Source organism: Methylobacterium sp., from assembly GCF_019745455.1.
Lineage (GTDB): Bacteria > Pseudomonadota > Alphaproteobacteria > Rhizobiales > Beijerinckiaceae > Methylobacterium.
In genome coordinates this window covers 1-22,692 of the sequence record NZ_JAIETD010000058.1, presented here as the reverse complement: position 1 = coordinate 22,692, position 22,692 = coordinate 1, and the positions used below count along the sequence as shown (strand labels likewise).

22 protein-coding genes and 1 pseudogene are annotated in these 22,692 nt (G+C 68.9%); 16 read left to right on the top strand and 7 right to left on the bottom strand.

Annotation, left to right across the window (positions count from 1 at the left end):
* Window position 1: 1 nt before the first annotated feature.
* From K2Y56_RS14025 to K2Y56_RS14000, 6 genes are all read left to right on the top strand, one after another.
* The gene (locus K2Y56_RS14025) at window positions 2-211 is read left to right on the top strand and encodes a hypothetical protein (protein WP_292508416.1); all 210 of its coding nucleotides are present in this window, start codon (window positions 2-4) and stop codon (window positions 209-211) included.
* A gap of 236 nt (window positions 212-447) precedes the next feature.
* The gene (kdpB, locus tag K2Y56_RS14020; RefSeq protein WP_292508414.1) at window positions 448-2,538 is read left to right on the top strand and encodes a potassium-transporting ATPase subunit KdpB; all 2,091 of its coding nucleotides are present in this window, start codon (window positions 448-450) and stop codon (window positions 2,536-2,538) included.
* A gap of 147 nt (window positions 2,539-2,685) precedes the next feature.
* Window positions 2,686-3,291 carry a K(+)-transporting ATPase subunit C gene (locus K2Y56_RS14015; RefSeq protein ID WP_292508411.1) on the top strand — a complete coding sequence of 202 codons (606 nt, stop codon included), beginning with the start codon at window positions 2,686-2,688 and terminating at the stop codon, window positions 3,289-3,291.
* A gap of 21 nt (window positions 3,292-3,312) precedes the next feature.
* Window positions 3,313-6,033, top strand: coding sequence for a sensor histidine kinase KdpD (locus tag K2Y56_RS14010; protein ID WP_292508408.1), 2,721 nt, complete (start codon window positions 3,313-3,315; stop codon window positions 6,031-6,033).
* Between the two features lie 10 nt (window positions 6,034-6,043).
* Window positions 6,044-6,739 (top strand): response regulator transcription factor, encoded by a 696-nt coding sequence (locus tag K2Y56_RS14005; RefSeq protein WP_292508405.1) that lies wholly within the window; start codon window positions 6,044-6,046, stop codon window positions 6,737-6,739.
* On the top strand, window positions 6,736-7,218 hold the full coding sequence (locus K2Y56_RS14000; RefSeq protein WP_292508402.1) for a PTS sugar transporter subunit IIA: 483 nt from the start codon (window positions 6,736-6,738) through the stop codon (window positions 7,216-7,218). The genes K2Y56_RS14005 and K2Y56_RS14000 overlap by 4 nt, the downstream gene beginning before the upstream one ends.
* Here the strand turns inward: K2Y56_RS14000 and K2Y56_RS13995 are convergent.
* The 4 genes from K2Y56_RS13995 to K2Y56_RS13980 form a co-directional block, all read right to left on the bottom strand.
* Complete coding sequence (locus tag K2Y56_RS13995; protein ID WP_292508569.1) at window positions 7,208-7,426, bottom strand: hypothetical protein; 219 nt, start codon at window positions 7,424-7,426, stop codon at window positions 7,208-7,210. The genes K2Y56_RS14000 and K2Y56_RS13995 overlap by 11 nt on opposite strands.
* Window positions 7,427-7,533: 107 nt before the next feature.
* The gene (locus K2Y56_RS13990) at window positions 7,534-8,313 is read right to left on the bottom strand and encodes an ABC transporter ATP-binding protein (RefSeq protein ID WP_292508566.1); all 780 of its coding nucleotides are present in this window, start codon (window positions 8,311-8,313) and stop codon (window positions 7,534-7,536) included.
* On the bottom strand, window positions 8,310-9,362 hold the full coding sequence (locus K2Y56_RS13985; protein ID WP_292508400.1) for an iron ABC transporter permease: 1,053 nt from the start codon (window positions 9,360-9,362) through the stop codon (window positions 8,310-8,312). Before K2Y56_RS13985 ends, K2Y56_RS13990 begins: the two co-directional genes overlap by 4 nt.
* On the bottom strand, window positions 9,362-10,480 hold the full coding sequence (locus tag K2Y56_RS13980; RefSeq protein WP_292508398.1) for an iron ABC transporter substrate-binding protein: 1,119 nt from the start codon (window positions 10,478-10,480) through the stop codon (window positions 9,362-9,364). Before K2Y56_RS13980 ends, K2Y56_RS13985 begins: the two co-directional genes overlap by 1 nt.
* 304 nt (window positions 10,481-10,784) lie before the next feature.
* Here K2Y56_RS13980 and K2Y56_RS13975 point away from each other — a divergent pair, with 304 nt between their 5' ends.
* The 8 genes from K2Y56_RS13975 (at window position 10,785) to soxA (ending at window position 17,597) form a co-directional block, all read left to right on the top strand.
* Complete coding sequence (locus tag K2Y56_RS13975; RefSeq protein ID WP_292508395.1) at window positions 10,785-11,252, top strand: (2Fe-2S)-binding protein; 468 nt, start codon at window positions 10,785-10,787, stop codon at window positions 11,250-11,252.
* A gap of 11 nt (window positions 11,253-11,263) precedes the next feature.
* Complete coding sequence (locus K2Y56_RS13970) at window positions 11,264-13,459, top strand: molybdopterin cofactor-binding domain-containing protein (RefSeq protein WP_292508393.1); 2,196 nt, start codon at window positions 11,264-11,266, stop codon at window positions 13,457-13,459.
* Window positions 13,456-13,743, top strand: coding sequence for a cytochrome C (locus tag K2Y56_RS13965; RefSeq protein WP_366848804.1), 288 nt, complete (start codon window positions 13,456-13,458; stop codon window positions 13,741-13,743). Before K2Y56_RS13970 ends, K2Y56_RS13965 begins: the two co-directional genes overlap by 4 nt.
* 79 nt (window positions 13,744-13,822) lie before the next feature.
* Window positions 13,823-15,079, top strand: coding sequence for an NAD(P)/FAD-dependent oxidoreductase (locus tag K2Y56_RS13960; protein WP_292508390.1), 1,257 nt, complete (start codon window positions 13,823-13,825; stop codon window positions 15,077-15,079).
* A 305-nt stretch (window positions 15,080-15,384) separates the two neighbouring features.
* On the top strand, window positions 15,385-15,771 hold the full coding sequence (gene soxX / locus K2Y56_RS13955) for a sulfur oxidation c-type cytochrome SoxX (RefSeq protein WP_292508560.1): 387 nt from the start codon (window positions 15,385-15,387) through the stop codon (window positions 15,769-15,771).
* Window positions 15,771-16,244 (top strand): SoxY-related AACIE arm protein, encoded by a 474-nt coding sequence (locus tag K2Y56_RS13950; protein ID WP_292508387.1) that lies wholly within the window; start codon window positions 15,771-15,773, stop codon window positions 16,242-16,244. Before soxX ends, K2Y56_RS13950 begins: the two co-directional genes overlap by 1 nt.
* 4 nt (window positions 16,245-16,248) lie before the next feature.
* On the top strand, window positions 16,249-16,569 hold the full coding sequence (soxZ, locus tag K2Y56_RS13945; RefSeq protein WP_292508385.1) for a thiosulfate oxidation carrier complex protein SoxZ: 321 nt from the start codon (window positions 16,249-16,251) through the stop codon (window positions 16,567-16,569).
* A 293-nt stretch (window positions 16,570-16,862) separates the two neighbouring features.
* Window positions 16,863-17,597, top strand: coding sequence for a sulfur oxidation c-type cytochrome SoxA (gene soxA / locus K2Y56_RS13940; protein WP_292508382.1), 735 nt, complete (start codon window positions 16,863-16,865; stop codon window positions 17,595-17,597).
* Here the strand turns inward: soxA and K2Y56_RS13935 are convergent.
* A complete protein-coding gene (locus K2Y56_RS13935) occupies window positions 17,540-19,027 on the bottom strand; it encodes a DEAD/DEAH box helicase (RefSeq protein WP_292508379.1) in 1,488 nt (495 codons plus the stop codon). The two genes, soxA and K2Y56_RS13935, sit on opposite strands and share 58 nt — an antisense overlap.
* A gap of 68 nt (window positions 19,028-19,095) precedes the next feature.
* Here K2Y56_RS13935 and solA point away from each other — a divergent pair, with 68 nt between their 5' ends.
* A complete protein-coding gene (solA, locus tag K2Y56_RS13930) occupies window positions 19,096-20,262 on the top strand; it encodes an N-methyl-L-tryptophan oxidase (RefSeq protein WP_292508376.1) in 1,167 nt (388 codons plus the stop codon).
* A gap of 6 nt (window positions 20,263-20,268) precedes the next feature.
* Here the strand turns inward: solA and K2Y56_RS13925 are convergent, their stop codons facing one another.
* Both K2Y56_RS13925 and K2Y56_RS13920 read right to left on the bottom strand, forming a co-directional pair.
* Window positions 20,269-20,517: a hypothetical protein gene (locus tag K2Y56_RS13925; RefSeq protein ID WP_292508373.1), complete on the bottom strand. Its 249-nt coding sequence runs from the start codon at window positions 20,515-20,517 to the stop codon at window positions 20,269-20,271.
* A 27-nt stretch (window positions 20,518-20,544) separates the two neighbouring features.
* A complete protein-coding gene (locus K2Y56_RS13920) occupies window positions 20,545-21,534 on the bottom strand; it encodes an Ldh family oxidoreductase (protein ID WP_292508371.1) in 990 nt (329 codons plus the stop codon).
* A gap of 221 nt (window positions 21,535-21,755) precedes the next feature.
* Between K2Y56_RS13920 and K2Y56_RS13915 the strand changes: the two are divergent.
* Window positions 21,756-22,585: pseudogene (locus K2Y56_RS13915) on the top strand (IS5/IS1182 family transposase); the annotation flags it as partial.
* Between the last annotated feature and the right edge of the window lie 107 nt (window positions 22,586-22,692).

The window sequence follows — 22,692 nt, the reverse complement described above, 5'->3', positions numbered from 1 at the left end:
GATGCGTCATGCCCTTCTCCACGATCCGCGCCGGAGCACGATGCGCCGGGCTCTGAGCCGGCATCGGCCTCGGTGTTCAAGCCGGGGCAGGCCCGAGCAGGGCAAGGCCCGTGCGTCGGATGTCCTGCTCGCCATTGCCGGGCTCGTCCTCCTCGGCGCCCTCGCGCTCTATGCGGCGCATCTCGTGGTCGAGCGCGCCTTACCGATGTGAGCGCAGATTCCCTCTCACCGCAGGCGGGGAGAGGGTTTCGGACCCCTGGTCGGGTCCGAAACGAGGCGGCAGCCGAAGGTGAGGGGGGCTCTCCGCGCCAGACTCCTCCGGACGCGCCCCCTCACCATCGCGGCGGCTTTGCCACCGCTCGCCGGACGCACGGCAAGGTGCGTCCGGGCCTCTCCCCGCAAGCGGGGAGAGGGGAATGCGACCTCCCTCAGACCCCAGAGTCTCCCATGGCCCGCCAGACAACCAGCCTGTTCAGCGCCGCCCTCGTCGGGCCGGCGCTTCTCGGCAGCGTCATGAAGCTCGATCCGCGCAGCATGATCCGCAACCCCGTCATGTTCGTGGTCGAGGTCGTCGCCGCCCTGACCACCGTGCTGTTCGTGCGCGACGTCGTGACCGGCGGCAGCGATCTCGCCTTCTCGGGTCAGATCAACCTCTGGCTCTGGTTCACCCTGATCTTCGCGAACTTCGCCGAGGCGCTCGCCGAGGGCCGCGGCAAGGCCCAGGCGGCGAGCCTGCGCCGCACCCGCACCGAGACCAGCGCCAAGCGCCTCACCGGTGCCGGATCCGATTACGAGACCATGCCCGCCACCGCCCTCAAGGTCGGCGACGTGGTGCTGGTTGAGACGAACGACATCATCCCCTCCGACGGCGAGGTCATCGAGGGCGTCGCCTCGGTCAACGAGGCGGCGATCACCGGCGAATCCGCCCCCGTCATTCGCGAATCCGGCGGCGATCGCTCGGCCGTGACCGGCGGCACGCAGGTGCTCTCCGACCGGATCAAAGTCAGGATCTCCGCCGCCAGCGGCTCGACCTTCGTCGACCGCATGATCGCCCTCGTCGAAGGCGCCTCGCGCCAGAAGACGCCGAACGAGATCGCACTCAACATCCTGCTCGCCGGCCTGACCCTGATCTTCGTCTTCGCCGTCGCCTCGATCCCGAGTTTTTCCGCCTATGCCGGCGGGGCGATCCCATTGATCGTCCTCGTCGCTTTGTTCGTGACGCTGATCCCGACGACCATCGGCGCGCTGCTCTCGGCCATCGGCATCGCCGGCATGGACAGGCTGGTGCGCTTCAACGTCCTCGCCATGTCGGGCCGCGCCGTCGAGGCTGCGGGCGACGTCGACACCCTGCTCCTCGACAAGACCGGGACGATCACGCTCGGCAACCGCCAGGCCACCGAATTCCGGCCGGTGCGCGGCGTCTCCGAGCAGGAACTCGGCGACGCGGCCCAGCTCGCCTCGCTCGCCGACGAGACCCCGGAGGGGCGCTCGATCGTGGTGCTGGCCAAGGAGAAATACGGCATCCGCGCCCGCGACATGGGAAACCTCAATGCGACCTTCGTGCCCTTCACGGCGCAGTCGCGGATGAGCGGCGTCGATCTCGACGGCTCGTCGATCCGCAAGGGCGCTGTCGAGTCGATCATCGCCTCGGTGAGCGGCCAGCCAGTGGCGTCGCCCAATTCGAGCGCGGCGCTCGCCTACCACCCTGCGGCTGGCGCCGATGCGGTCCGGGAGATCCAGGCCATCGCCGAGGAGATCGCAAAGGCCGGTGGTACGCCCCTGGCGGTGGCCCGCGACGGGCGCCTCCTCGGCGTGGTCTACCTGAAGGACATCGTGAAGGGCGGTATCCGGGAGCGCTTCGCCGAGCTGCGCCAGATGGGCATCCGCACGGTGATGATCACCGGCGACAACCCGATGACCGCGGCCGCCATCGCGGCGGAGGCCGGCGTCGACGACTTCCTCGCTCAGGCGACCCCGGAGGACAAGCTGGCGCTGATCCGCAAGGAGCAGGCGCAGGGCAAGCTCGTCGCCATGTGCGGCGACGGCACCAACGACGCCCCGGCCCTCGCCCAGGCCGATGTCGGCGTCGCCATGAACACCGGCACGGTGGCCGCCCGCGAAGCCGGCAACATGGTCGACCTCGATTCCGACCCGACCAAGCTCATCGAGATCGTCGGCATCGGCAAGCAGCTGCTGATGACCCGGGGGGCGCTGACGACCTTCTCCATCGCCAACGATGTGGCGAAGTACTTCGCGATCATTCCGGCGATGTTCCTCGGGCTCTACCCGCAGCTCCAGACGCTCAACGTCATGGGCTTCGCCTCGCCCCAGAGCGCGATCCTCTCGGCGATCATCTTCAACGCGCTGATCATCATCGCCCTGATCCCGCTGGCGCTTCGCGGCGTCACCTACCGCGCCGTCGGGGCAGGGGCGCTCCTGCGGCGCAACCTCCTCGTCTACGGGCTGGGCGGCATCCTGGTACCCTTCGTCGGCATCAAGCTGATCGACATGGCCGTCACGGCTTTGCGCCTCGCGTGACGTACCGCCTTCCTCCCCCTCGTGGGGAGGGACCGAGGGTGGGGGTGGCCGGGCGACCCTGTGTCGAGGCCCGCGGAACCACCCCCACCTCCGACTCCTCCCCACAAGGGCGAGGAGAGCCCCCGCGCCCTACTCGGACCAAACGCCATGCTCACCCAGCTTCGTCCCGCCCTCGTCCTCCTCGTTGCGCTCACGCTGCTGACGGGGCTCGCCTATCCGCTCGCGATGACCGGGATCGCCGGCCTGATCTTCCCGAGCCAGGCCGCCGGCAGCATCGTCAGCCAGGAGGGCAAACCGATCGGGTCGAGCCTGATCGGGCAATCCTTCACGAGCGAGCGCTACTTTCGGGGCCGTCCCTCGGCGACGACCGCTGCCGACCCTGCGGATGCCACCAAGACCGTGCCGTCGCCCTACAACGCCGCCAACTCGTCGGGCTCCAATCTCGGGCCGACGAGCGCGGCTTTGGCCGAGCGGGTGAAGGGCGATGTCGAGGCGCGAAAAACAGAGAATCCCGGCAAGCCCGTTCCGGTCGACCTCGTGACGACGAGCGGATCGGGCCTCGACCCGGACATCTCGCCCGAGGCGGCCCTGTTCCAGGTGCCCCGAGTCGCCAAGGCCCGAAACCTCACCGAAGACGCAGTCCGCGGGATCGTCGAGGCCAAGGTTCAGGGCCGAATGCTGGGCGTTCTCGGCGAGCCGCGCATCAACGTGCTTGCCTTGAACCTCGCCCTGGACGATTTCGGACGTCCCTAGGACGCGCGAGGACCAGACGGGATGGCCGAGCCGCACCGGGACCCGGACCGGCCCTCGCCCGACGCCCTGTTGGAGGCGGCGCGGCGGGAGGAGCGAACGCGCGGCCGACTAAAGGTCTATCTCGGCGCGGCGCCCGGGGTGGGCAAGACCTACGAGATGCTCACCGTGGCGCAGGCCAGGCGCAAGGCCGGCATCGACGTGGTGGTCGGCGTGGTCGAGACCCATGGCCGGGCGGAGACCGAGGCCCTGGTCGAGGGCTTCGAGGTCCTGCCCCGGCGAAAGATCGCCTATCACGGCACCGAGCTCGAGGAGATGGACCTCGACGCGCTGCTGGCGCGCCGCCCGGCGCTCGCCCTCGTCGATGAGCTCGCCCACACCAACGCACCGGGCTCGCGCCACCCCAAGCGCTACCAGGACGTCGAGGAGCTGCTGGCGGCCGGGATCGACGTCGAGACCACGCTGAACATCCAGCACGTCGAGAGCCTCAATGACGTCGTCGCGCAGATCACCCGCATCCGCGTGCGCGAGACCGTGCCCGACTCGATCCTGGAGCAGGCCGACGACATCGAGGTCATCGACCTCAATCCCGACGACCTGATCCAGCGCCTCAAGGACGGCAAGGTCTACGTCCCGCGCAACGCCGAGCGCGCACTCAAGCACTACTTCTCGCGCGGCAATCTCACGGCGCTTCGCGAACTCGCCCTGCGCCGCACCGCCGACCGGGTCGACGACGAACTCCTCACCCATATGCGGGCGAACGCCATTCCGGGCCCATGGGGCGCGGGCGAGCGCATCCTCGTCTGCGTCAGCGAGGACCCGCGGTCGAGCGGCCTCGTGCGCTACGCCAAGCGCCTCGCCGACCGGCTCCACGCCCCCTGGATCGCCCTGACCGTGGAGGGGCCGCGCAGCGCCGCCCTCGGCGAGGTCGAGCGCGACCGGATCGCCGACACCCTGCGTCTCGCCGACCGCCTCGGCGCCGAGGCGGTGACGATCCCCGGCTCCCGGCGCGTCGCCGATGACATCCTGGCTTACGCGCGTTCGACGAACGCCAACCACGTCGTCGTCGGGAAATCCGACCGCTCGCGCCTGTTCGAGATCGTCAACGGCTCGGTGGCGCATGACCTCGTCCGGCGCTCCGGCGCCATCAGCGTCCACGTGATCGCCGGGGACGCAGTCAAGGCCGAGGCGGTGCCGAAGAAGACGGTGCGAACGGCCCCGGTCGCCGCTCCGTTCGAGCCGCTGCCCTATGCCTTCGCTCTCGGCGCCGTCGCGATCGCCCTCTGCATCGGGCTGCTGCTGCAGCCCCTCGTCGGGGTCGAGAATGCCGACCTCGTCCTCCTGACCGCGGTGATCGCCGTCGCGGTCCGCTACGCCCTCGGGCCGGTTCTCCTCGCCGTGCTGGCGGCCTCTCTCTCCTACAACTTCTTCTTCCTGCCGCCGATCTACACCCTGACGATCGCCGACCCGACCAACATCGCGGCGTTCATTCTGTTCACCCTGGTCGCCGTGCTGGTCTCGAACCTCGCGGCGCATTCGCGCAAGGAGGCGGTGGTCTCAAGGGCGCGGGCACGCAGCACCGAACGGCTCTACGGTTTCAGCCGCAAGCTCGCCGCCTGCGGCACCCTCGACGACGTCCTCTGGGCCACCGCCTTCCAGGTCGCCGCGATGCTCAAGGTCCGTGTCGTCCTGCTGCTGCCGGAGGAGGGCAAGGTCGCGGTGCGGGCCGGCTACCCGCCCGAGGATTTCCTCGACGAGGCCGATCTCGCCGCCGCGCGCTGGGCCTTCGACAACGAGCGCCCGGCGGGCCGCGGCGCCGATACCCTGCCGGGCGCCAAGCGCCTGTTCCTGCCGATGCGCACCGGACGCGGCACCATCGGGGTCATCGGCCTCGACGCAGACGGAACGGGGCCGATCCTGACGCCGGAGAACCGGCGCCTCCTCGATGCGCTCTCCGACCAGGGAGCCCTCGCCATCGAGCGCGTCAGCCTCGTCGAAGATCTCGACAGGGCCGAGCGCGCCGCCGAGACCGACCGTCTCGCTCGAGCCCTTCTCACCTCGATCTCGCACGACCTGCGTACGCCGCTGGCCGCCGTGCTCGGCTCGGCCAGTACCCTGCGCGACCTCGACAACGCCCTCGATCCGACCTCGAAGGTGGAACTCCTCCAGACGATCATCGACGAGGCCGAGCGGCTCAACCGCTTCATCGTCAATCTCCTCGACATGACGCGCCTGGAATCCGGCGCCGTCACCCCGAATTTCGGCCTGCAGGACGTCGCGGAGATCGCCGACACGGCCCTGCGAAGAACGGAGAAAGTGTTGGCGGACCACCAGCTCAGCATCGACATCGCCCCGGACCTGCCGCCGCTCCGCCTCGACCCGGTTCTATTCGAGCAGGTGTTGGTCAACCTCCTCGACAACGCGGCAAAATACGCCACGCCCGGCTCCACCGTCGGCCTGCGCTCGTGGCAACACGGGGCTACGGTCCGCATCGAGGTGACGGACGAGGGCGAGGGCCTTCCGCCAGAGGATATCGAGCGCGTGTTCGACAAGTTCTACCGGGTCCGCAAGACCGATTCCGTCCGCGCCGGCACCGGCCTCGGCCTCGCCATCTCGCGCGGCTTCGTCGAGGCGATGGGCGGGCGGATCACCGCCGCGAACCGGTCCGACCGCAGCGGCGCGGTGTTCACCGTGAGCCTGCCGGTCCCTGCCCGCCCCCGCGACACCTCGGAGATCGCCGCATGAGCGCCATGACATGAGCCTCACCATCCTGGCCATCGATGACGAGCCGCCGATTCGCAAGCTCCTGCGCATGGGGTTGACGACGCAGGGCTACGCCGTGCTCGATGCGCCGAACGGCAAGACGGCCCTCGACATCCTGGCACGCGACAAGGTCCACCTCGCGATCCTCGATCTCGGCCTGCCCGACATGCGCGGTCACGACCTTCTGCGGCGGATCCGCGAGACCCATCCCGACCTGCCCGTCATCGTCCTGTCGAGCCGGGACGACGAGCCCGGCAAAGTCGAGGCCCTCGATCTCGGGGCCGACGACTACATCACCAAGCCCTTCGGGATGGGTGAACTCCTCGCCCGAATTCGCACGGCCCTGCGCCACCAGCTCGCGCAGCAGGGCGAGCGCCCGGTCTTCCGAGTCGACCGCCTCAGCGTCGACCTCGTGCGGCGGATCGTGCGGATCGACGGCGCCGAGGTGAAGCTGACGCCGCGCGAATACGATTTCCTTCGCATCCTGGTGCAGCATGCGGGCAAGGCCCTCACCCATGCCCAGCTCATGAAGGCGGTCTCGACCTCCTCGGACCCGCAATACCTGAGGGTCTACATGCGCAGCCTGCGCCAGAAGATCGAAGCCGATCCCGAGCGGCCCAAGATCCTGCTCACCGAGACCGGAATCGGTTACCGCCTGCGCGCTCCGGACATCGGGCCGACCACGTGATCGTCATCGACCTTCTCTCGCCCACCGACGTCGTCGCCGGCCTGCGCGCCTCGTCGAAGGCCGGCCTCATCGCCGGTCTCGCCGCGAGGGCCGCCGCTGCCCTCGACCTCGACGGGGGCACGATCCGGACGGCTCTGGAAAAACGCGAGACGCTCGGCTCCACAGGAATCGGCGGCGGCATCGCCCTCCCGCATGCCCGACTCGACGAGGTGGCGCGGCCTTTCGCTCTCCTCGCTCGCTTGCGCGGGCCGCTGGACTTCGACGCGATCGACGAGCAGCCAATAGATCTTGTCGTCCTGCTCCTGCTGCCGACGAACCCCGCCGGAAACCAGCTTGACGCCCTCGCCACCATCGCCCGCCGCCTGCGCGACCCTTCCGTCGCGGAGGCTATGCGGAAATCGCGTGATGCGGCGGGCGTTTATGCAGCGATGTGTGGGACAACACCGAGCCGGTCACCGTTGAATTGCATCACGGTCTGAACTCGACCCGTTCCGCCGAGAGCACGACCGCGTCGGGACGACGCCGGGTCTCGCCCGTGGCATACTGGATCGCATCCTTGCAGCTTCGGAAGATGCCGCCGGCGAGGCCGTGGGTCTCCACGGCGATCCAGCGACCCGAGCCGTCCTGGCCGACGATGAAGCAGCTTTCGCGCGTAGGCGGGGAGGGAGGCTCGATCGAGAGGGACATGGCCTGATGCACGTTCACGCGATCCATCGGTGGGACCGCACTCTCAATCTGTGCCGCGCCGCCTCAGGGATCGAGCGGGAGCGGGCCCCGATCGCATAAGCGCCTCGTTAAGGTGCGGGCAGAACCGGCATGCAAACCGAGCGGCCATGGCCGGTAAGCGGCACGACCGCGACCTCGACGCCGTAGAGGAGCCGTAGCGTCTCGGAGGTGATCGTCACTTGTGGCGAGCCGAGCGCCACCATCCGGCCGCCATGGAGGAGCGCGACGCGATCGGCGCAGAGGAAGGCGTGGTCGGGGTCGTGGGTCGAGAGCACCACCGCGATGCCGCTGTCCGCGAGGCGCCGCACCTGCGTGAGGAGTCGGGTCTGGTTGCCGAAATCGAGGCTGGCCGTGGGCTCGTCCATGACGAGGAGCCGGGGCTCGCCGGCCAGCGCCCTGGCGATGAGCACGAGTTGGCGCTCGCCGCCGCTGATCTCGGTGTAGATCCGTTCGCCGAGATGGCCGATGCCGAGGGTTTCGAGGGCCGCGTCCGCGATTTCCCTATCGCGCCCGCCGGGGCTGGCGAAGGGCTTGAGGCGGCTCGCTCGTCCCATGAGCACGACGTCCCGAACGCCGAACGGAAAGAAGGCCGCATGCGCCTGCGGCACGTAGGCGATGGCGCGGGCGAGGCGTGAGCGAGGCCAGCGCGACACGTCCTCGCCGTCGAGGAGGACGCGGCCGGCGCGGGCGGGCAGCAGCCCGAGCAGGGTCTTGAACAGGGTGGTCTTGCCGCCGCCATTCGGACCGAGCAAGCACAGGACTTCGCCGGGCGCGAGGGTGAAGCCGACGCCCGCGCCGACCTCGCGGGCGCCGTAGCCGAAGGCGAGGTCCTCGACGGCGAGCATCAGGTCCAGCCCCGGCGCGAGGTCGCCAGCAGCCAGAGGAAGAACGGCGCCCCGATGAGCGCCGTGAGGATGCCGAGCGGCACCTCGATCGAGGCGATGTTGCGCGCCACGAGGTCGACGGCGAGCAGATAGCCGGCGCCCAGCATCAGCGAGGCCGGCAGCAGGCGCCGGAAATCCGGCCCGACGAGGAGCCGCGCCACATGCGGCACGATGAGGCCGATCCATCCGATCACCCCCGTCACGGAGACCGCCGCGGCGGTGACGAGGGTCGCCGCCGCGATGAAGAGCGGACGGAGCCACCGGGTCTCGACGCCGAGCGCCCTGGCCTCCTCGTCTCCGAGACTCATCAGGTTCATCCGCCAGGCGAGCAGCACCAGGGGGCACAGGCCCAGAAGGATCGCCGGCATGATCGCCGAGACATCGCCGATCGTCACCGAGGCGAGGCTGCCGAGGAGCCAATAGGTGATCGCCGGCAATTGGTTATAGGGATCGGCGAGCACCTTGAGCAGCGAGATGCCCGAGCCCAGCACGGCGCCGACGGCGACGCCCGCAAGGACCAAGGTTAGGACCGGATCGTGCCGGCGCACCATGGCGCCGACTCCGTACACGATGCCCACCGCGAGCAACCCTCCGGCGAAGCCGAGGAGCTGGATCGCCAGAACCGGCAGGGACAGGACGATGCCGAGCACCGCCCCGAGGCTGGCGCCGGCCGAGACGCCCAGGATGTCGGGCGAGACCAGGGGATTGCGGAACAGTCCCTGATAGGTCGCCCCCGCGGCTGCGAGTGCTGCTCCGACGACGAGGGCCGAGACGACGCGCGGCAGCCGCACCTGCAGCACCACGATCTGCGCCGTCTGGTCGACGGAGGAGGGCAGGCCGAGGAGCTTGGCGCCGAGCAGCGAGACCACGTCCGCCAACGGAACGGGAAACTTGCCCATGGCCAGCGAGACCAGGGCAAGCAGCACGAGTGCCGCCGCCGGCAGGACGAGGCGCCCGATCGAAAGCGCCGGATGCGCCGTCTTCACGGCTACTTCCGGCACCGCGACCGGCATCAGCGCGCCTCGCCGGTGGCGTCGCGCAGCAACTCCTCGACCTGCTGCGGGGTCAGCTCGACATGGTAGAACCGCCGGTAGAACTCGCGCGTCGTCTCGCCGAGGGGCTGCTTGAACAGCGAGGGGTAGAACAAACCGGCGAGCCAGCGCAGGCCGATGAGGCGGTTCACGCCCGGCGGCGAGTCGAACCAACCGAAGGGAAGCGTCGGCGTCTGGTAGACGCGGCCCTCGCGCACGGCCTTGATCCCGCTCCAGAGCGGGTCGGCCGCCATTGCGCGGCGGAATGACGGATCGAGGGTGATGATCACGTCCGGATTCCAGCCGAGCACCTGTTCGGGCGAGACGGCGGCGAGGCCGCCGGCCGCACCGGAAGCGGCGACGTTGCGGGCGCCGGCGATTTCGAGGATTTCTGTGTTGAGTGAACCTGCGAGCCCCGTCTCCAGCCCGCGCGGTCCGCGGCCGTAATAGACCCGAGGGCGGTCTACCTCCGGAACGGTCGCCACGGCCTTCGCAATCTCGGCCATCGTCGTCTCTGCATAGGCGGCAAGCTCGGCGGCCCGGCCAGGTTCTCCGATGAGCTCGCCGAGCTTCCTGTAGGTCTCGGGAATCTTGGCGAAGGCGCCGTCGAGCAGGATGTAGGGGATGCCGGTCTGCTCCTGGACCCGGTCGGCGAGGGAGACGAAGGTCGGCGCGGTGCTGCCGACATCGACGATGAGGTCGGGCTTGAGCGCCAGCACCGCCTCGACATTGGCGGTGTTGCCCCGGCCGGTCAGGCGGCCATAGCCGGGCAGGCCGTGGGTCTCCGGGGCGAGGAACGGCTTCTCCTCCGGGCGCGGCGCCCGCACCCAGCCGACCATGCGGCCCGGCGCCAGCGTGTAGAGCAGGACCGAGGCCGGCGGCCCGGCGGCGAGGACACGCGTGACCCGCTCGGGAATCACCACAGTGCGGCCTGCGCCGTCGACGAAGGGCCGCGCCGCCGCGGTGAGGCCCGCGAGGCAGCCGATCACGATCGCGATGAGAACAACGGCGATGCGGCGAAGGGCGTAGCGCATGGTCGCGATGGTCGCCTCGGGCGCGGTGATGCCCGCACTGATGGCCTTGCTCGGCAAGAGATGCAAATGCGTGCATCTCCGGATCGCTCCTATCATCTCGATCAACCACTCCAAACCCGTCATCCCGGAGCACCGCAGGCGAACCCGAGATCCATAGCCCCCAACGGTGCCTGAGCTTGTCGCGTCGGCGATTATGGATCCCGGGTTCCGCTCTGCGGGCCCGGGATGACGGCGTGGGAAACCTTGGACTCACGCGATCTTAAGGCCCGAAAGCGTTACCGCGACGTCCTGCGATGTTGCCAAACGCCTCGACTGGTCCATTTGATACCAGCGATCCGCCCGTTAGATGAGCAGAGCACGAGGACACCGCATGATCCGGTTGAATCTCAACGGGGCCGTTCGCGAGGTCGATGCAGAGCCCGATACGCCGCTGCTCTGGGTCATCCGTGAGCAGGCTGGGCTCACGGGGACCAAGTACGGATGCGGCATCGCGCAATGCGGCGCCTGCACGGTCCATATCGATGGAGTCGCCGTCCGGTCCTGCTCGATGCCGGTGTCGAGCGTGACGCCCGATCAGAAGATCGTCACGATCGAGGGACTGTCGCCCGATCGGTCGCATCCGGTGCAGAAGGCCTGGGCGGCGCTCGACGTGCCGCAATGCGGCTTCTGCCAGACGGGCATGATCATGGCCTCGGCCGCCCTCCTCGCTCAGAACCCGCATCCGAGCGAGGCCGAGATTCGCTCCGAGATCACCAATATCTGCCGCTGCGGCACCTATTCGCGGGTTCTCGCCGGCATCCAGCTCGCTGCCCAGGGCGGCGAGACCGGCCGCGGTTGAGTGAGGTGACCATGACAGCCCAGACACATCCTCTCGCCGCCTCATCGCGCCGCGGCTTCCTTGCGGGCGCGGCGGCCATCGCCGGGGGCTTCAGCCTCGGCTTCCGGATTCCCTTCGCCGAGGAGGCGGCGGCACAGGGCGCCGCGAGCCTGCCCCCCGAGGTCAATGCCTGGGTGGTGATCCGGCCCGACGAAACCGTCGTGATCCGGATCGCCCGTTCGGAGATGGGGCAGGGGACCCTGACCGGCCTCGCCCAACTCGTCGCCGAGGAACTCGGCTGCGACTGGAACAAGGTCGTCACGGAATACCCGACGCCGGGCCAGAATGTGGCGCGCGGCCGGGTCTGGGGCGATTTCGGAACCGGCGGCAGCCGCGGCATCCGCGAGTCACACGAATACGTCCGCAAGGGCGGGGCCGCTGCCCGTATGATGCTGGTCGAGGCCGCGGCCAAGGACTGGGGCGTGCCCGCCGCCGAGTGCCGCGTCGAGAGGGGCACGATCACCCATGCCGCCACCGGCCGCACCACCACCTACGGTGCCGTGGCCGGCGAGGCCGCCAAGATCACGCCTCCGAAGGACATCGTCCTCAAGGACCCGAAGGATTGGACGATCGCCGGCAAGCCGCTGAAGCGGCTCGATACGCTGGAGAAGGTCGACGGCAGCCAGATCTACGGCATCGACCTGACCTTGCCCGGCATGCTCAACGCCGCCGTCAAGGATTGTCCGGTGACGGGCGGTACCGTGAAGAGCTTCGACGCCAAGGCGGTCGAGGGCATGCCCGGCGTGAAGAAGGTCGTCCAGGTCGGCGACAGCGGCGTCGCCGTGATCGCCGACACCTTCTGGAGGGCCAAGACCGCCCTCGACGCCCTGCCGATCGTCTGGGACGACGGACCGAACGGCAAGGTGTCGAGCGCCGACATCGCCGCGATGCTGGCCGAGGGGCTGGATGCCAAGGAAGCTTATATCGGCAACAAGGGCGGCGACGTCGAAGGGGCTCTGAAGGGCGCGGCCAAGGTCGTGGAGGCGACCTACGGTGTTCCGTTCCAGAATCACGCCACCATGGAGCCGATGAACGCCACCGTGGTGTGGACGCCCGAGCGCTGCGAGGCATGGGCGCCGACGCAGAACGGCGAGGCGGCTCTGGCGGCCGTCGCCGAGGCAGCGGGCCTGTCGGCGACGAAATGCGACGTCCACAAGATCCATCTCGGCGGGGGCTTCGGGCGCCGCGGCGCGACCCATGACTGGCTCCGGCAGGCGGTGACGATCGCCAAGGAGATGCCGGGCACGCCTGTCAAGATGATCTGGACCCGCGAGGAGGACATGCTCCACGGGCGCTACCACCCTGTGACCCAGTGCCGGATGCGGGCCTCCCTCGACGACAAGGGCAACCTCACCGGGCTGCACATGCGCATCTCGGGGCAGTCGATCCTCGCCTCGGTGGCGCCGAACCGGATGGTGGACGGCAAGGACCCGGTGGTGTTCCAGGGCCTGAACCCGTCGGGGCCGGAGGCCGCGATCGGCTACGCGATCCCGAACATCCTCGTCGACCACGCCATGCGCAACCCGCACATCCTGCCGGGGTTCTGGCGCGGGGTGAACATGAACCCCAACGCGATCTACCTCGAATGCTTCATGGACGAGCTCGCCCATGCGGCGGGCCAGGATCCGCTCGCGTTCCGGCTGAAGCTGATGGGCAATCATCCCAAGCACCGCGCGGTGCTGCAGGCGGCGGCCGACAAGGCCGGCTGGGACACGAAGCCCGCCGCGGGCATCCATCGCGGCCTTGCGCAGATGATGGGCTTCGGCTCCTACGTGGCGGCGGTAGCCGAGGTCTCCGTCGATGACGGCAAGGTCAAGGTCCATCGCATCGTGGCGGCGACCGATTGCGGCCATGCCCTGAACCCGCAGCAGATCGAGGCCCAGATCGGCGGCTCCTTCGTCTACGGCCTGTCGGCGGCGCTCTATCAGGAATGCACCGTCAAGGACGGTCGGATCGAGCAGACGAATTTCGACACCTACCCGGTGATGCGCCTCGACGAGATGCCGGTGGTCGAGAGCATCATCATGCCCTCGGGCGGTTTCTGGGGCGGCGTCGGCGAGCCGACCATCGCGGTAGCGGCGCCCGCGGTGCTCAACGCGATCTTCGCGGCCACGGGCAAGCGCGTGCGGCAGATGCCGGTGAAGAACACGGACCTGCGCCAGGCGTGAGGCACGCTGCCCTGTTTCTGATCGTCATGGCCGGGACCGCTTTGCCGGTCTCGGCCGCCGATTTGCGCCCGCCGCCCGGCGCGTCGTCCTGCTCGGGCTGCCACGGCGACGGCGCGGCGATGGCGGTGATCGATGGCAGGCCGGAGGCGGAGATCGCCGCTGCCATGGCCGAGTACCGGTCAGGCACGAGGCCGGCATCCGTCATGACCCGCATCGCCAAGGGCTTTTCGGACGAGGAGAGCCGGGCGATCGCGGTGTATCTCGCCAATCGGAAGGCGCAGTGATGGGTGGTGCGCTCGAAGGCATCCCCTCTCCCCGCGCGGCGGGGAGAGGGGAACTCGCTCAGCTGTCTCGATTCGTTCGATGACCAATCCAACTCGGCGCCACTTCCTCGCTGCCGGAACAGCCGCTCTCGCCTTTCCGCGGCCGAGCCTCGCTCAATCTTCACCTAAGGTCGTGGTGATCGGCGGCGGGTTCGGTGGGGCCACCGCCGCGCGGGCGTTGCATGTGGGAGGGCTCGACGTGACGCTCGTCGAGGCGAACCCGACCTACGTCTCGTGCCCCCACAGCAACGAGGTCATTGCCGGGCTGCAGCCGATGACGGCGCAGCGTTTTGGATATGACGGTCTCGCGCGAGCCGGTATCCCGGTCGTCCATGCATCGGCCATCGGCATCAATCCGGCCGGGCGCCGGGTCACCCTCGCGGGAGGCGACACGCTGCCCTACGACCGCCTGATCCTCTCGCCCGGCATCGAACTGCGCTTCGACGCGATCCCCGGCTACGACGAGGCTGCGGCCGAGCTCATGCCGCATGCCTGGAAGGCAGGGACGCAGACCGAACTCCTCAAGCGTCAGCTCGACGCGATGCCGGAGGGCGGCACGGTCGTGCTGTCGGTGCCGGGCAATCCCTATCGTTGCCCGCCCGGCCCCTACGAGCGTGCCAGCCTGATCGCGCATGTGCTCAAGACCCGTAAGAAGCGGGCGAAGCTCATCGTGCTCGACGCCAAGGACACGTTCTCGAAGCAGAAGCTGTTTCAATCCGCCTGGGCCGCGCTCTACCCCGATCAGCTCGAATACGTGCCGCTGGCCTCGGGCGGCCAGATCTCGGCGGTGGAGCCGGGGACGATGACCGTGCGCACCGACTTCTCCGACTACAAGGCAGATGTCGCCTGCATCATCCCGCCCCAGCGCGCGGGCCGGATCGCGGCGACCGCGGGCGTCGCCGACCGCTCCGGCTGGTGCCCGATCGATCCGGTGACGTTCGAGTCGAAGCTGGTGCCGGGCATCCACGTCATCGGCGACGCGGCCATCGCCGGGGCTATGCCGAAATCTGCGTTCTCGGCCAATGCGCAGGCCAAGGTCTGCGCTCAGGCGGTCATCGATCTTCTGGCCGGCCGGGCGCCGCAGGAGCCGAAGCTCATCAACACCTGCTACAGCCTCGTCGCGCCCGGCTACGGCATCTCGGTCGCCGGGGTGTACCATCCGGCCAACGGCGTCCTCGCCGATATCGAAGGCGCCGGCGGCACCAGCCCCCTCGACGCCCCGGCCTCGCTCCGCGAGCAGGAGGCGCTCTACGCCGCCGATTGGTATCGCACGATCACCCAGCAGGTCTTCGGGTGAGGGGCCTGAACCGAAACCCTCCCCCCTTTGCGGGGGAGGGTGCCCGGCGGATGCCGGGCGGGAGAGGGGATCGCGACCCCATCGGACAAGGCGGTGCTCCCCTCTCCCGACCCGCTTCGCAGGCCACCCTCCCCCATTCCAAGTCGGGCTTGCCCGACTTGGCCACCAAAGTGCGGATCTCGGGCAAGCCCGAGATCCGTGGGGGGAGTGGATACGCGCGCCTTGTTCTGACAACAGCATTCCTTTGCTGCCTCGCGGCGTCGGCATCCCTCGCAGCCGCAGGGCCGCCGCTCCGGCCGTTCACGATCGTCGGCGACGGCATCCCGGCTTCTCTCACCGACACGCCCGGCGATGCCGTACGCGGCCGGGCGATCGTCGCGGATCGGACCAAGGGGCTGTGCCTGCTCTGCCATGCTGGGCCGATCCCGGAGGAGCGGTTCCACGGTGATATCGGGCCGGACCTCGCCGGGGCGGGGAGCCGCTGGTCGGTGGGCGCGTTGCGTCTGCGGCTCGTCGATGCCAGGGCCTTGAACCCCGACACGATCATGCCCTCCTATTACAGGATCGAGGGCACCGCCCGCGTCGGCACACCCTGGCGGGGGAAGCCGGTGCTCGAGGCACAGGACATCGAGGACGTGGTCGCCTATCTGGCGACCCTCCGCGACGGACAGACGGAAGGGTCAAGACCGTGATGCGCGAAACGGCCGGGATGACGAACCGGCGCGACCTTCTCGCCGCGGGGGCGGGCCTCGTCGTCATGGTGGCATGGCGTCCCGTCCCGGCGGCGGCGGCGATCCGCACCGAAAGCACGGCAGACGCCATTCGTCGCTTTGCCGGAGATGCCGCGATCGGTTCCGGGCCGATCCATCTCGACCTGCCGGCCCTCGTCGAGAACGGCAACGCCGTGACCATCACGGTGACGGTGGAGAGCCCGATGACGCCGCAGGACCACATCCGCCGCATCGCCGTCTTCAACGACAAGAATCCGCAGCCGAACGTCGTCACGATCCATCTTGGGCCGCGCTCTGGCCGCGCGGCGGTGACGACCCGCATCCGGCTTGCCGATACGCAGCGCATCACCGCCATCGCGGAGACCAGCGACGGGCGCTACTGGTCGACGAGCGCCGAGGCGATCGTGACTCTCGCTGCCTGCCTGGAGGGCTGACCCGATGGCCCGCACGCTCATCAACGTGCCGAAATCCGCCAAGCCGGGCGAGGTTGTCACGATCAAGACCCTGATCTCGCATCCGATGGAGACTGGGTTCCGGCCGGGCGCCGACGGCCGGATCAAGCCGCGCGACATCCTCACGGAGTTCGTCTGCGCTTACGACGGCGAGGAGGTGTTTCGCGCCGAGATGTTTCCGGCGACGGCCGCAAACCCGTATGTGAGCTTCACGCTCAAGGCCGAGCGCACCGGAACGCTCACCTTCACCTGGCGCGGCGACAACGGTTTCGACCAGACCGAGACCGCGACGTTGAATGTGGCATGAGCGTGGGGTGGGCTCAGAAAGTTCCAGCACTTCGCAGGAAGACAGAATTTCGGTTGATGATGTCCGGCATGGCGCTCATCATCAACCTCGCGTCGTTCCGGGGCTGCGCAGCAGAACCCGGAATCCATCGTCGCCGCGCTCTCTTAATTTGGCGCCGTCGGCGGCTATGGATTCTGGGTTCGCCTTCGGCGCCCCGGAATGAGGACGCGGTTTCGCATCCTGATCACGATCGCTCCACCCGTCCGGGGAAGGGCGCCGAGGTAGCGTTCGGGGCATGGCTGCTCGTTGGCATCATGACGACCGCCTCCGCAACCGAGATCCCGCCCGCCGAGCGCCGTTCCGGCTACGACACGATGGGCGCCGAAACCCAGGCGATGCAGCGGGACGATACGACCAATCCCGGCATGCTTTGGGTCCAGGATGGCGCCGACCTGTGGGAGAAGGTGCCGTCCCAGGCAAAACTCGCCTGCGCCGGCTGCCATGGCGATGCCACTCAAGCCATGCGCGGCGTCGCGGCGCGATATCCCGCCTTCGACGAGCGGAGTGGAGGCCCCATCGATCTTGAGACGCGGATCAATCGCTGCCGCACCGACAATCAGAGTGAAGCGCCGTACGCCCAGGAGAGCCGCGAACTCCTTGCCGTGATGGCCTACGTCGCTACCCAGTCGCGGGGACTGCCGATCACCCCCGTGCCGGATCCCCGACTGGGTGCGGCGCGGGAGCGGGGACGCGCTCTCTTCACTGCCCGCATGGGGCAGCTCGGCCTCACATGTGCCGCCTGTCACGACGACAACCACGGCCACAAGCTCGGGGCGGCGACGATCCCGCAGGGCCATCCCAATGGCTACCCTCTCTATCGGCTCGAATGGCAGGGGCTCGGTTCGGTGCAGCGACGCCTTCGCAACTGCATGACCGGCATGCGGGCAGAGCCCTTCGCCGCCGGCTCTTCGGAGGCTCTAGATCTCGAACTCTACTTGATGAGCCGCGCCGCGCCGCTGCCGATCGAGACGCCCGCCGTGAGGCCCTGATCGGCCGTGATCTCGTCGTCGAGGCACGCCACGATGGCGTCGAGCATCGCGGTATCTTCCCCGGCCATGGCTTCCATGGCGCTCATCCGGCGCATGACCGTCGATCCGATCGCCTCTTCCACCGTGTCCTCGGCGAAGGCGTAGAATACCGTCGCGGCCTGACCGTCCCGATGGCAGCGGCCTTCGATCTGGGCGAGCTGGATCGCGCTGTGGCGCAAATCGTGGATCACGAGGCTGCGGGGCCGCTCGCCGCCTTCATGCTCTTGGCTGTGCAGCGAGATCGATTCGGTCACCGTGAACACGACGACATCGAGCTCGCCCCTCTGGAAGGCAAGTCGGGTCGCTTCGTTCGCCTCGGCCGGACGGGTGCCGTCGATGGCGCCGGCGCGCCAGCCGCGCGTCTCGAAGGCCGCCACGAGGGCGGCGCCGGTCTCCAGGAAGGCGACCGAGACCGCCACCTGCTGGCCATCGTCGAGAAGAAGCTCTGCGAAATCCGCACTGCCGGCGACGCGGATCAGGCTCGCCTTCTGGCGGAAGCGAAGATCCGCCGCCCACCCGGCCGGACGGCGCGTGCTGCCGCCGGCAAGGCCCCATTCCTTGCGGAATTCCCGCCACGTTGCGTCGTAGAGGCGGCGCTCATCGCGTCCCAGAGCCGTCGGGACGAGTTCGCGCTGCACCTCCGGCCAGCCGGCGATGTCGCCGGGCCGCCGTCGCAGTCCGATGGCGCGTGGTCCGGTATAGAGCAGCTCCGCCATAACGGCGCAGTCCCTCGCATTGGACTGCCACGACCAGTTCACCCAGCGCCCCTTGGCGCGGCCGATCTTGAGATGCTGCATCAGAAGGCGGAACTCGGCGAGCGACGTCGTCGGCATGCCGACGGACTCGCCGAGCAGGTCGCCGAGATAGGACAATTCGTGCGGTTCCTGTCCCGCCGTGGCGCTCATATAGACCGTGAAGGCCGCCTCGTCGGCGAGGTGCCGGCAGACGAGGCTCTGCTGGGCATAGGGGTTGCGCAGGCGGTGGCTCTCGTCGAACACCACGAGCGGCCAGGCCCGCTTCAAGGCGCCGTGCTTGGCGAGCTCGTTGTTCTTCGCCCGCGTCGATCGCCTCGTGCTGGCGGCAGGCGCCGCCATCAGCGACTTGGTGCGCTCGTAATTGAGCAGCGTGACGGATTTCGGCGCCAGCCCTGCGCGGGCGATGGTGTGCCGCCATTGCGGCATCGCGCCCTTGGGGCAGACGATCAGCACCTCGGGTTCCGACATGGCGGCAAGGGCACTCCAGACCGAGAGCGTCTTGCCCAGCCCCGTCATATCGCCGAGGAGAAAGCCCTTCCGGCCCGCTTGTCGTGCCGCCAGGATGGCGTGGCTCGCCGCGACCTGATGGGGCCGCGGCATCATCGGTGCGGAAACAGGGCGATCCAGGCGAGTCATCGGCCGCGGTCTATGGCATGGATCATGGGTCGGCGACGGAACAAATCGGTGCGGAGGAACGACGGGCGATGAGCGAGCGGGCGGATGTCGTGGTGGTGGGTCTCGGCGCGATGGGGAGCGCCGTCCTGTACCAGCTCGCCAGGAGCGGCGCCTCGGTCATCGGGCTCGACCGGTTCGCGCCGCCCCATACAAACGGATCGAGCCACGGCGAGAGCCGTATCACCCGCCAGGCGGTGGGGGAGGGCGGCGCCTACATCCCCTTCGTCCTCGCCTCGCACCGGATCTGGCGCGAGCTCGAAGCGGAGACCGGCGAGGATCTGCTCAATGCCTGCGGCGTCCTGGTGATGGCGCCGGCCGGCGGCGCCTCGCATCACGGCAAGCCCGATTTCGTCGCCACCTCGATCTCCGGCGCCAGGACCTTCGACATCCCCCATGAGGTGCTCGACGGAGCGGAAGTCCGGCGGCGCTTTCCGCAATTCCTCGGCCTGAAGGGCGACGAGACCGCCTATTACGAGCCCGGCGGCGGCTATGTACGCCCCGAACGCTGCATTGCGGCCCAGCTCCGCCGGGCTGCCGAACTCGGCGCGCGAATCCGCACCGGCGCCGAAGTCCTGGCGATCGCTGAGGACGGGGACTGCGTCGTCGTCACGACCTCGACCGGAGAGGTCCGGGCCGAGCGGGCCATCGTCTCGGCCGGGGCTTGGACCGCGACGCTTCTGGGCGCTCCCTTCGACCGCCTGCTGACGGTACGGCGCCAGCTTCTCCACTGGTACGCCCTCGACGATCTCTCGGCCTACCCCTCCGACGCTCCCGCCTTCATCTGGATGCACGGCGCCGCCGATGCCGACTACCTCTACGGTTTCCCGCCGATGCCGAGCGAGCACAAGCTCAAGGTCGCCACCGAGCAATACGAGCAAAGTACCAGCGCCGACGCGCTCGATAAGGTGGTCAGGCCGGAGGAATCCGCCGCGATGTATCACCGCCACGTCGAGGGCCGGATCGCGGGCGCCACGGCGCGGGTCGTCGATGCCGCAGCGTGCCTCTACACCGTGACGCCGGACCGAGGCTTCATCATCGACCGCCATCCCGCCAACGACCGGGTTCTCGTCGTCTCGGCCTGTTCGGGCCACGGTTTCAAGCACTCGGCCGGCGTCGGGCGGACGATCGCCGAACTCGTGACGACCGGCGGGACGGAGATCGATCTCGCACCCTTCGCCCTGGCGCGTTTCGGCTGACGCGTCTCAGGCCGGGGGAGCCTCGTCCTCGGCCTCCGCCAGCCCCTCCTGCAACGTCTTGATGATGGTGCGCATCTCCGGGATCATCGCGACCGCCTTGGCGATCCGATGCGCCTCCTCGCGGCTCATCGGCGAAGGAGCCTCGCCCTCGCCGAACCGCGTCGACGCGATCTCGGCGCCGTCGGCATCTTCGATCCGGAAGCCGCTCTCGGTCTCGACGGCGATCCAGGGGGTGGGGAAGTGGCGCGCAGCCATGAGGTCACCTGTCGGATGGGAGGGAGGTCAAAGCCCCTCGATCTGTGCCATCAACGCGTCGGGAACGGCGATCCCTTTGCTGGCGGCGCGGGCCCGGAGGGCGAAGCGCCGCGCGCCGGGCAGACGCGCCCCGTCCTGTTCCTCGATCGAGCGGGCGAGAAGCCCGAACCGTTCGGTGGCATTGCCCGCGAAGGCACTGACATCAATGGCGAGAATGAGCTGCCCGGTGCCGGGCGGATCGCCCACCGCATCGAGGAAGGAGGAGGCCTCGCCGGCAAAGCGCGCGCCGGTGAGTCCAGCCGCTAGAAGCTCGACCATCAGCGCCAGCGCGGTCCCCTTGGCATCGCCGAGCGGCACCATCGTGCCGTCGAGCGCAGCGGCGGCGTCGGTGGTTGGGTTGCCCGCTGCGTCGAGGGCCCAGCCTTCCGGGATCGGCTCGCCGCGCTGCTTGGCCGCGATGATGTTGCCGCGGGCCACCTTCGAGAGCGACAGGTCGACCACGATCGGCGCATGACCGGGGAGGGGGCAGGCGAATGCGATGGGATTGGTGCCGAAGACCGGCCGCGTGCCGCCCCAGGGCGCCATCGATGCGGGCGCGTTGGCAAACAGGATGGCAACGAGGCCTTGATCAGCCAGGACCTCGACCGAGCGTCCGGCAGCCCCGCAATGGTGCGACCGCCGGATCGCCGCGGCGGCGATGCCTTGCTCCCTCGCAATGGCGGGAAGCACCGCGACCGCGTGGTCGAGGGCCGGGTAGGCGAAGCCATAGGCGGCATCGATCGCGAGCAATCCCGGCCGAGGCCGCTCCGCCGAGACGGTCGCCGTACCGACCACCTTGCCGGCCTTGACCTGCTCGCCATAGGCGATGAGACGCATCAGGCCATGAGTCTTGAGGCCGTCGGCTTCCGCCCCCACGAGAGCCCGTGCGACGCTCATGGCGGCGCCCGGCGCGGTGCCGCAACGGACCAGGGTCTCGACTGCAACGGCCTCGGCCGCCTCGATACTCAGGTTCGGCATCGCTCACTCATCGCTCATACAGGGAAAGCCGCTCTCTACGCTCGGCGCAGCACTCCTCCAACCCAGGAAGACGCGGATCCGGATTGTTCCGAGCGATGGATGCCGAGTGGTCGATCCGGACAACTCCCGCCGCACGCGATTCCCGTTTGTCCCAAAGTGAGAACCCGATAGGTGAAGACGGTCTGACCTGGTTGCGTAAATCCCAATCCGGGGAGGTCAGGATGAAGCGCTTCTTCACAGGCGAGGAGCGCACTCAGATCACGCTCCTCCTCGGTTGCCCGTATGACGACTTCGCCGCAGACAATCCGGTGCGTCTCGTCGAGGCGTTCGTCGACGAGCTCGATCTGACTGCACTCGGCTTCGCAGGTGCGGTGCCATCGAGCCGTCGCTTGAGCGCGAGAGCCAGCGCGACGTCGGGCTGATCTGGCTCACGTGCCGACTGATGCCCGACTTCAAGACGCTGGTCGACTTCCGCAAGGACGATGGCCCAGCCATCCGGGCCGCCTGCGCGCAGTTCGTGGTGCTGTGACGCCAGCTGAGCCCGTTCAGCAAGGCCGCCGTCGCGATCGACGGCTCGAAGTTCGAGGCGGTGAACAACCGCGACAAGAACTTTACAGCCGCTCCGCTCGAAGCCCGGCTGACTCAGGTCGAGGCCGGCATCGGCCCTTACCTCGCGGCGCGGACCGGGCCGACCGCGACCCGAGCAACATCGCCGAAGCACGCACGGAGCGGCTTCGTGTGGCAATCACAGGCCTGCGCGAACAGATGCAGGTTCTCCAGGCAACGAGCCGGCGGGTCGAGGCCGCACCCGACAGCCAGGTCTCGCTCAGAGATCCCGACGCGCGCTCCATGGCGACCGGCGGCAAGGGTGCCAGCATGGTACGTCCAGGCGGCGGTGGATGCCGAGCATCACCTCCGCGTAGCGCATGCCGTGACCACCCTCGGCAGCGACCATGCGCAGGTCGCGGCGATGGGACTCCCGGCACAAAAGGCGATGGGATACGCCACGCTCACGGTGCTGGCCCACCGGGGCTACCTCAATGCGGAACAGGCCTGGCCTTTGAGGGCACCAGGAGCGTCTCGATCGGTAGCGTCCGCGGACGAGGTGTAAATTCGAGGACCGCTTTGGCGGGGATTGGGGTGGCCATCGGGCCATGC

Excerpts from the sequence above, each read along its gene's own strand:
- K2Y56_RS14025 (WP_292508416.1), top strand. The coding sequence starts at position 2 with ATGCGTCATGCCCTTCTCCACGATCCGCGCCGGAGCACGATGCGCCGG.
- kdpB (WP_292508414.1), top strand. The coding sequence starts at position 448 with ATGGCCCGCCAGACAACCAGCCTGTTCAGCGCCGCCCTCGTCGGGCCG.
- K2Y56_RS14015 (WP_292508411.1), top strand. The coding sequence starts at position 2,686 with ATGCTCACCCAGCTTCGTCCCGCCCTCGTCCTCCTCGTTGCGCTCACG.
- K2Y56_RS14010 (WP_292508408.1), top strand. The coding sequence starts at position 3,313 with ATGGCCGAGCCGCACCGGGACCCGGACCGGCCCTCGCCCGACGCCCTG.
- K2Y56_RS14005 (WP_292508405.1), top strand. The coding sequence starts at position 6,044 with ATGAGCCTCACCATCCTGGCCATCGATGACGAGCCGCCGATTCGCAAG.
- K2Y56_RS13995 (WP_292508569.1), bottom strand. The coding sequence starts at position 7,426 with ATGTCCCTCTCGATCGAGCCTCCCTCCCCGCCTACGCGCGAAAGCTGC.
- K2Y56_RS13985 (WP_292508400.1), bottom strand. The coding sequence starts at position 9,362 with ATGCCGGTCGCGGTGCCGGAAGTAGCCGTGAAGACGGCGCATCCGGCG.
- K2Y56_RS13975 (WP_292508395.1), top strand. The coding sequence starts at position 10,785 with ATGATCCGGTTGAATCTCAACGGGGCCGTTCGCGAGGTCGATGCAGAG.
- K2Y56_RS13970 (WP_292508393.1), top strand. The coding sequence starts at position 11,264 with ATGACAGCCCAGACACATCCTCTCGCCGCCTCATCGCGCCGCGGCTTC.
- K2Y56_RS13960 (WP_292508390.1), top strand. The coding sequence starts at position 13,823 with ATGACCAATCCAACTCGGCGCCACTTCCTCGCTGCCGGAACAGCCGCT.
- K2Y56_RS13950 (WP_292508387.1), top strand. The coding sequence starts at position 15,771 with ATGCGCGAAACGGCCGGGATGACGAACCGGCGCGACCTTCTCGCCGCG.
- soxZ (WP_292508385.1), top strand. The coding sequence starts at position 16,249 with ATGGCCCGCACGCTCATCAACGTGCCGAAATCCGCCAAGCCGGGCGAG.
- soxA (WP_292508382.1), top strand. The coding sequence starts at position 16,863 with ATGACGACCGCCTCCGCAACCGAGATCCCGCCCGCCGAGCGCCGTTCC.
- K2Y56_RS13935 (WP_292508379.1), bottom strand. The coding sequence starts at position 19,027 with ATGACTCGCCTGGATCGCCCTGTTTCCGCACCGATGATGCCGCGGCCC.
- solA (WP_292508376.1), top strand. The coding sequence starts at position 19,096 with ATGAGCGAGCGGGCGGATGTCGTGGTGGTGGGTCTCGGCGCGATGGGG.
- K2Y56_RS13925 (WP_292508373.1), bottom strand. The coding sequence starts at position 20,517 with ATGGCTGCGCGCCACTTCCCCACCCCCTGGATCGCCGTCGAGACCGAG.
- K2Y56_RS13920 (WP_292508371.1), bottom strand. The coding sequence starts at position 21,534 with ATGCCGAACCTGAGTATCGAGGCGGCCGAGGCCGTTGCAGTCGAGACC.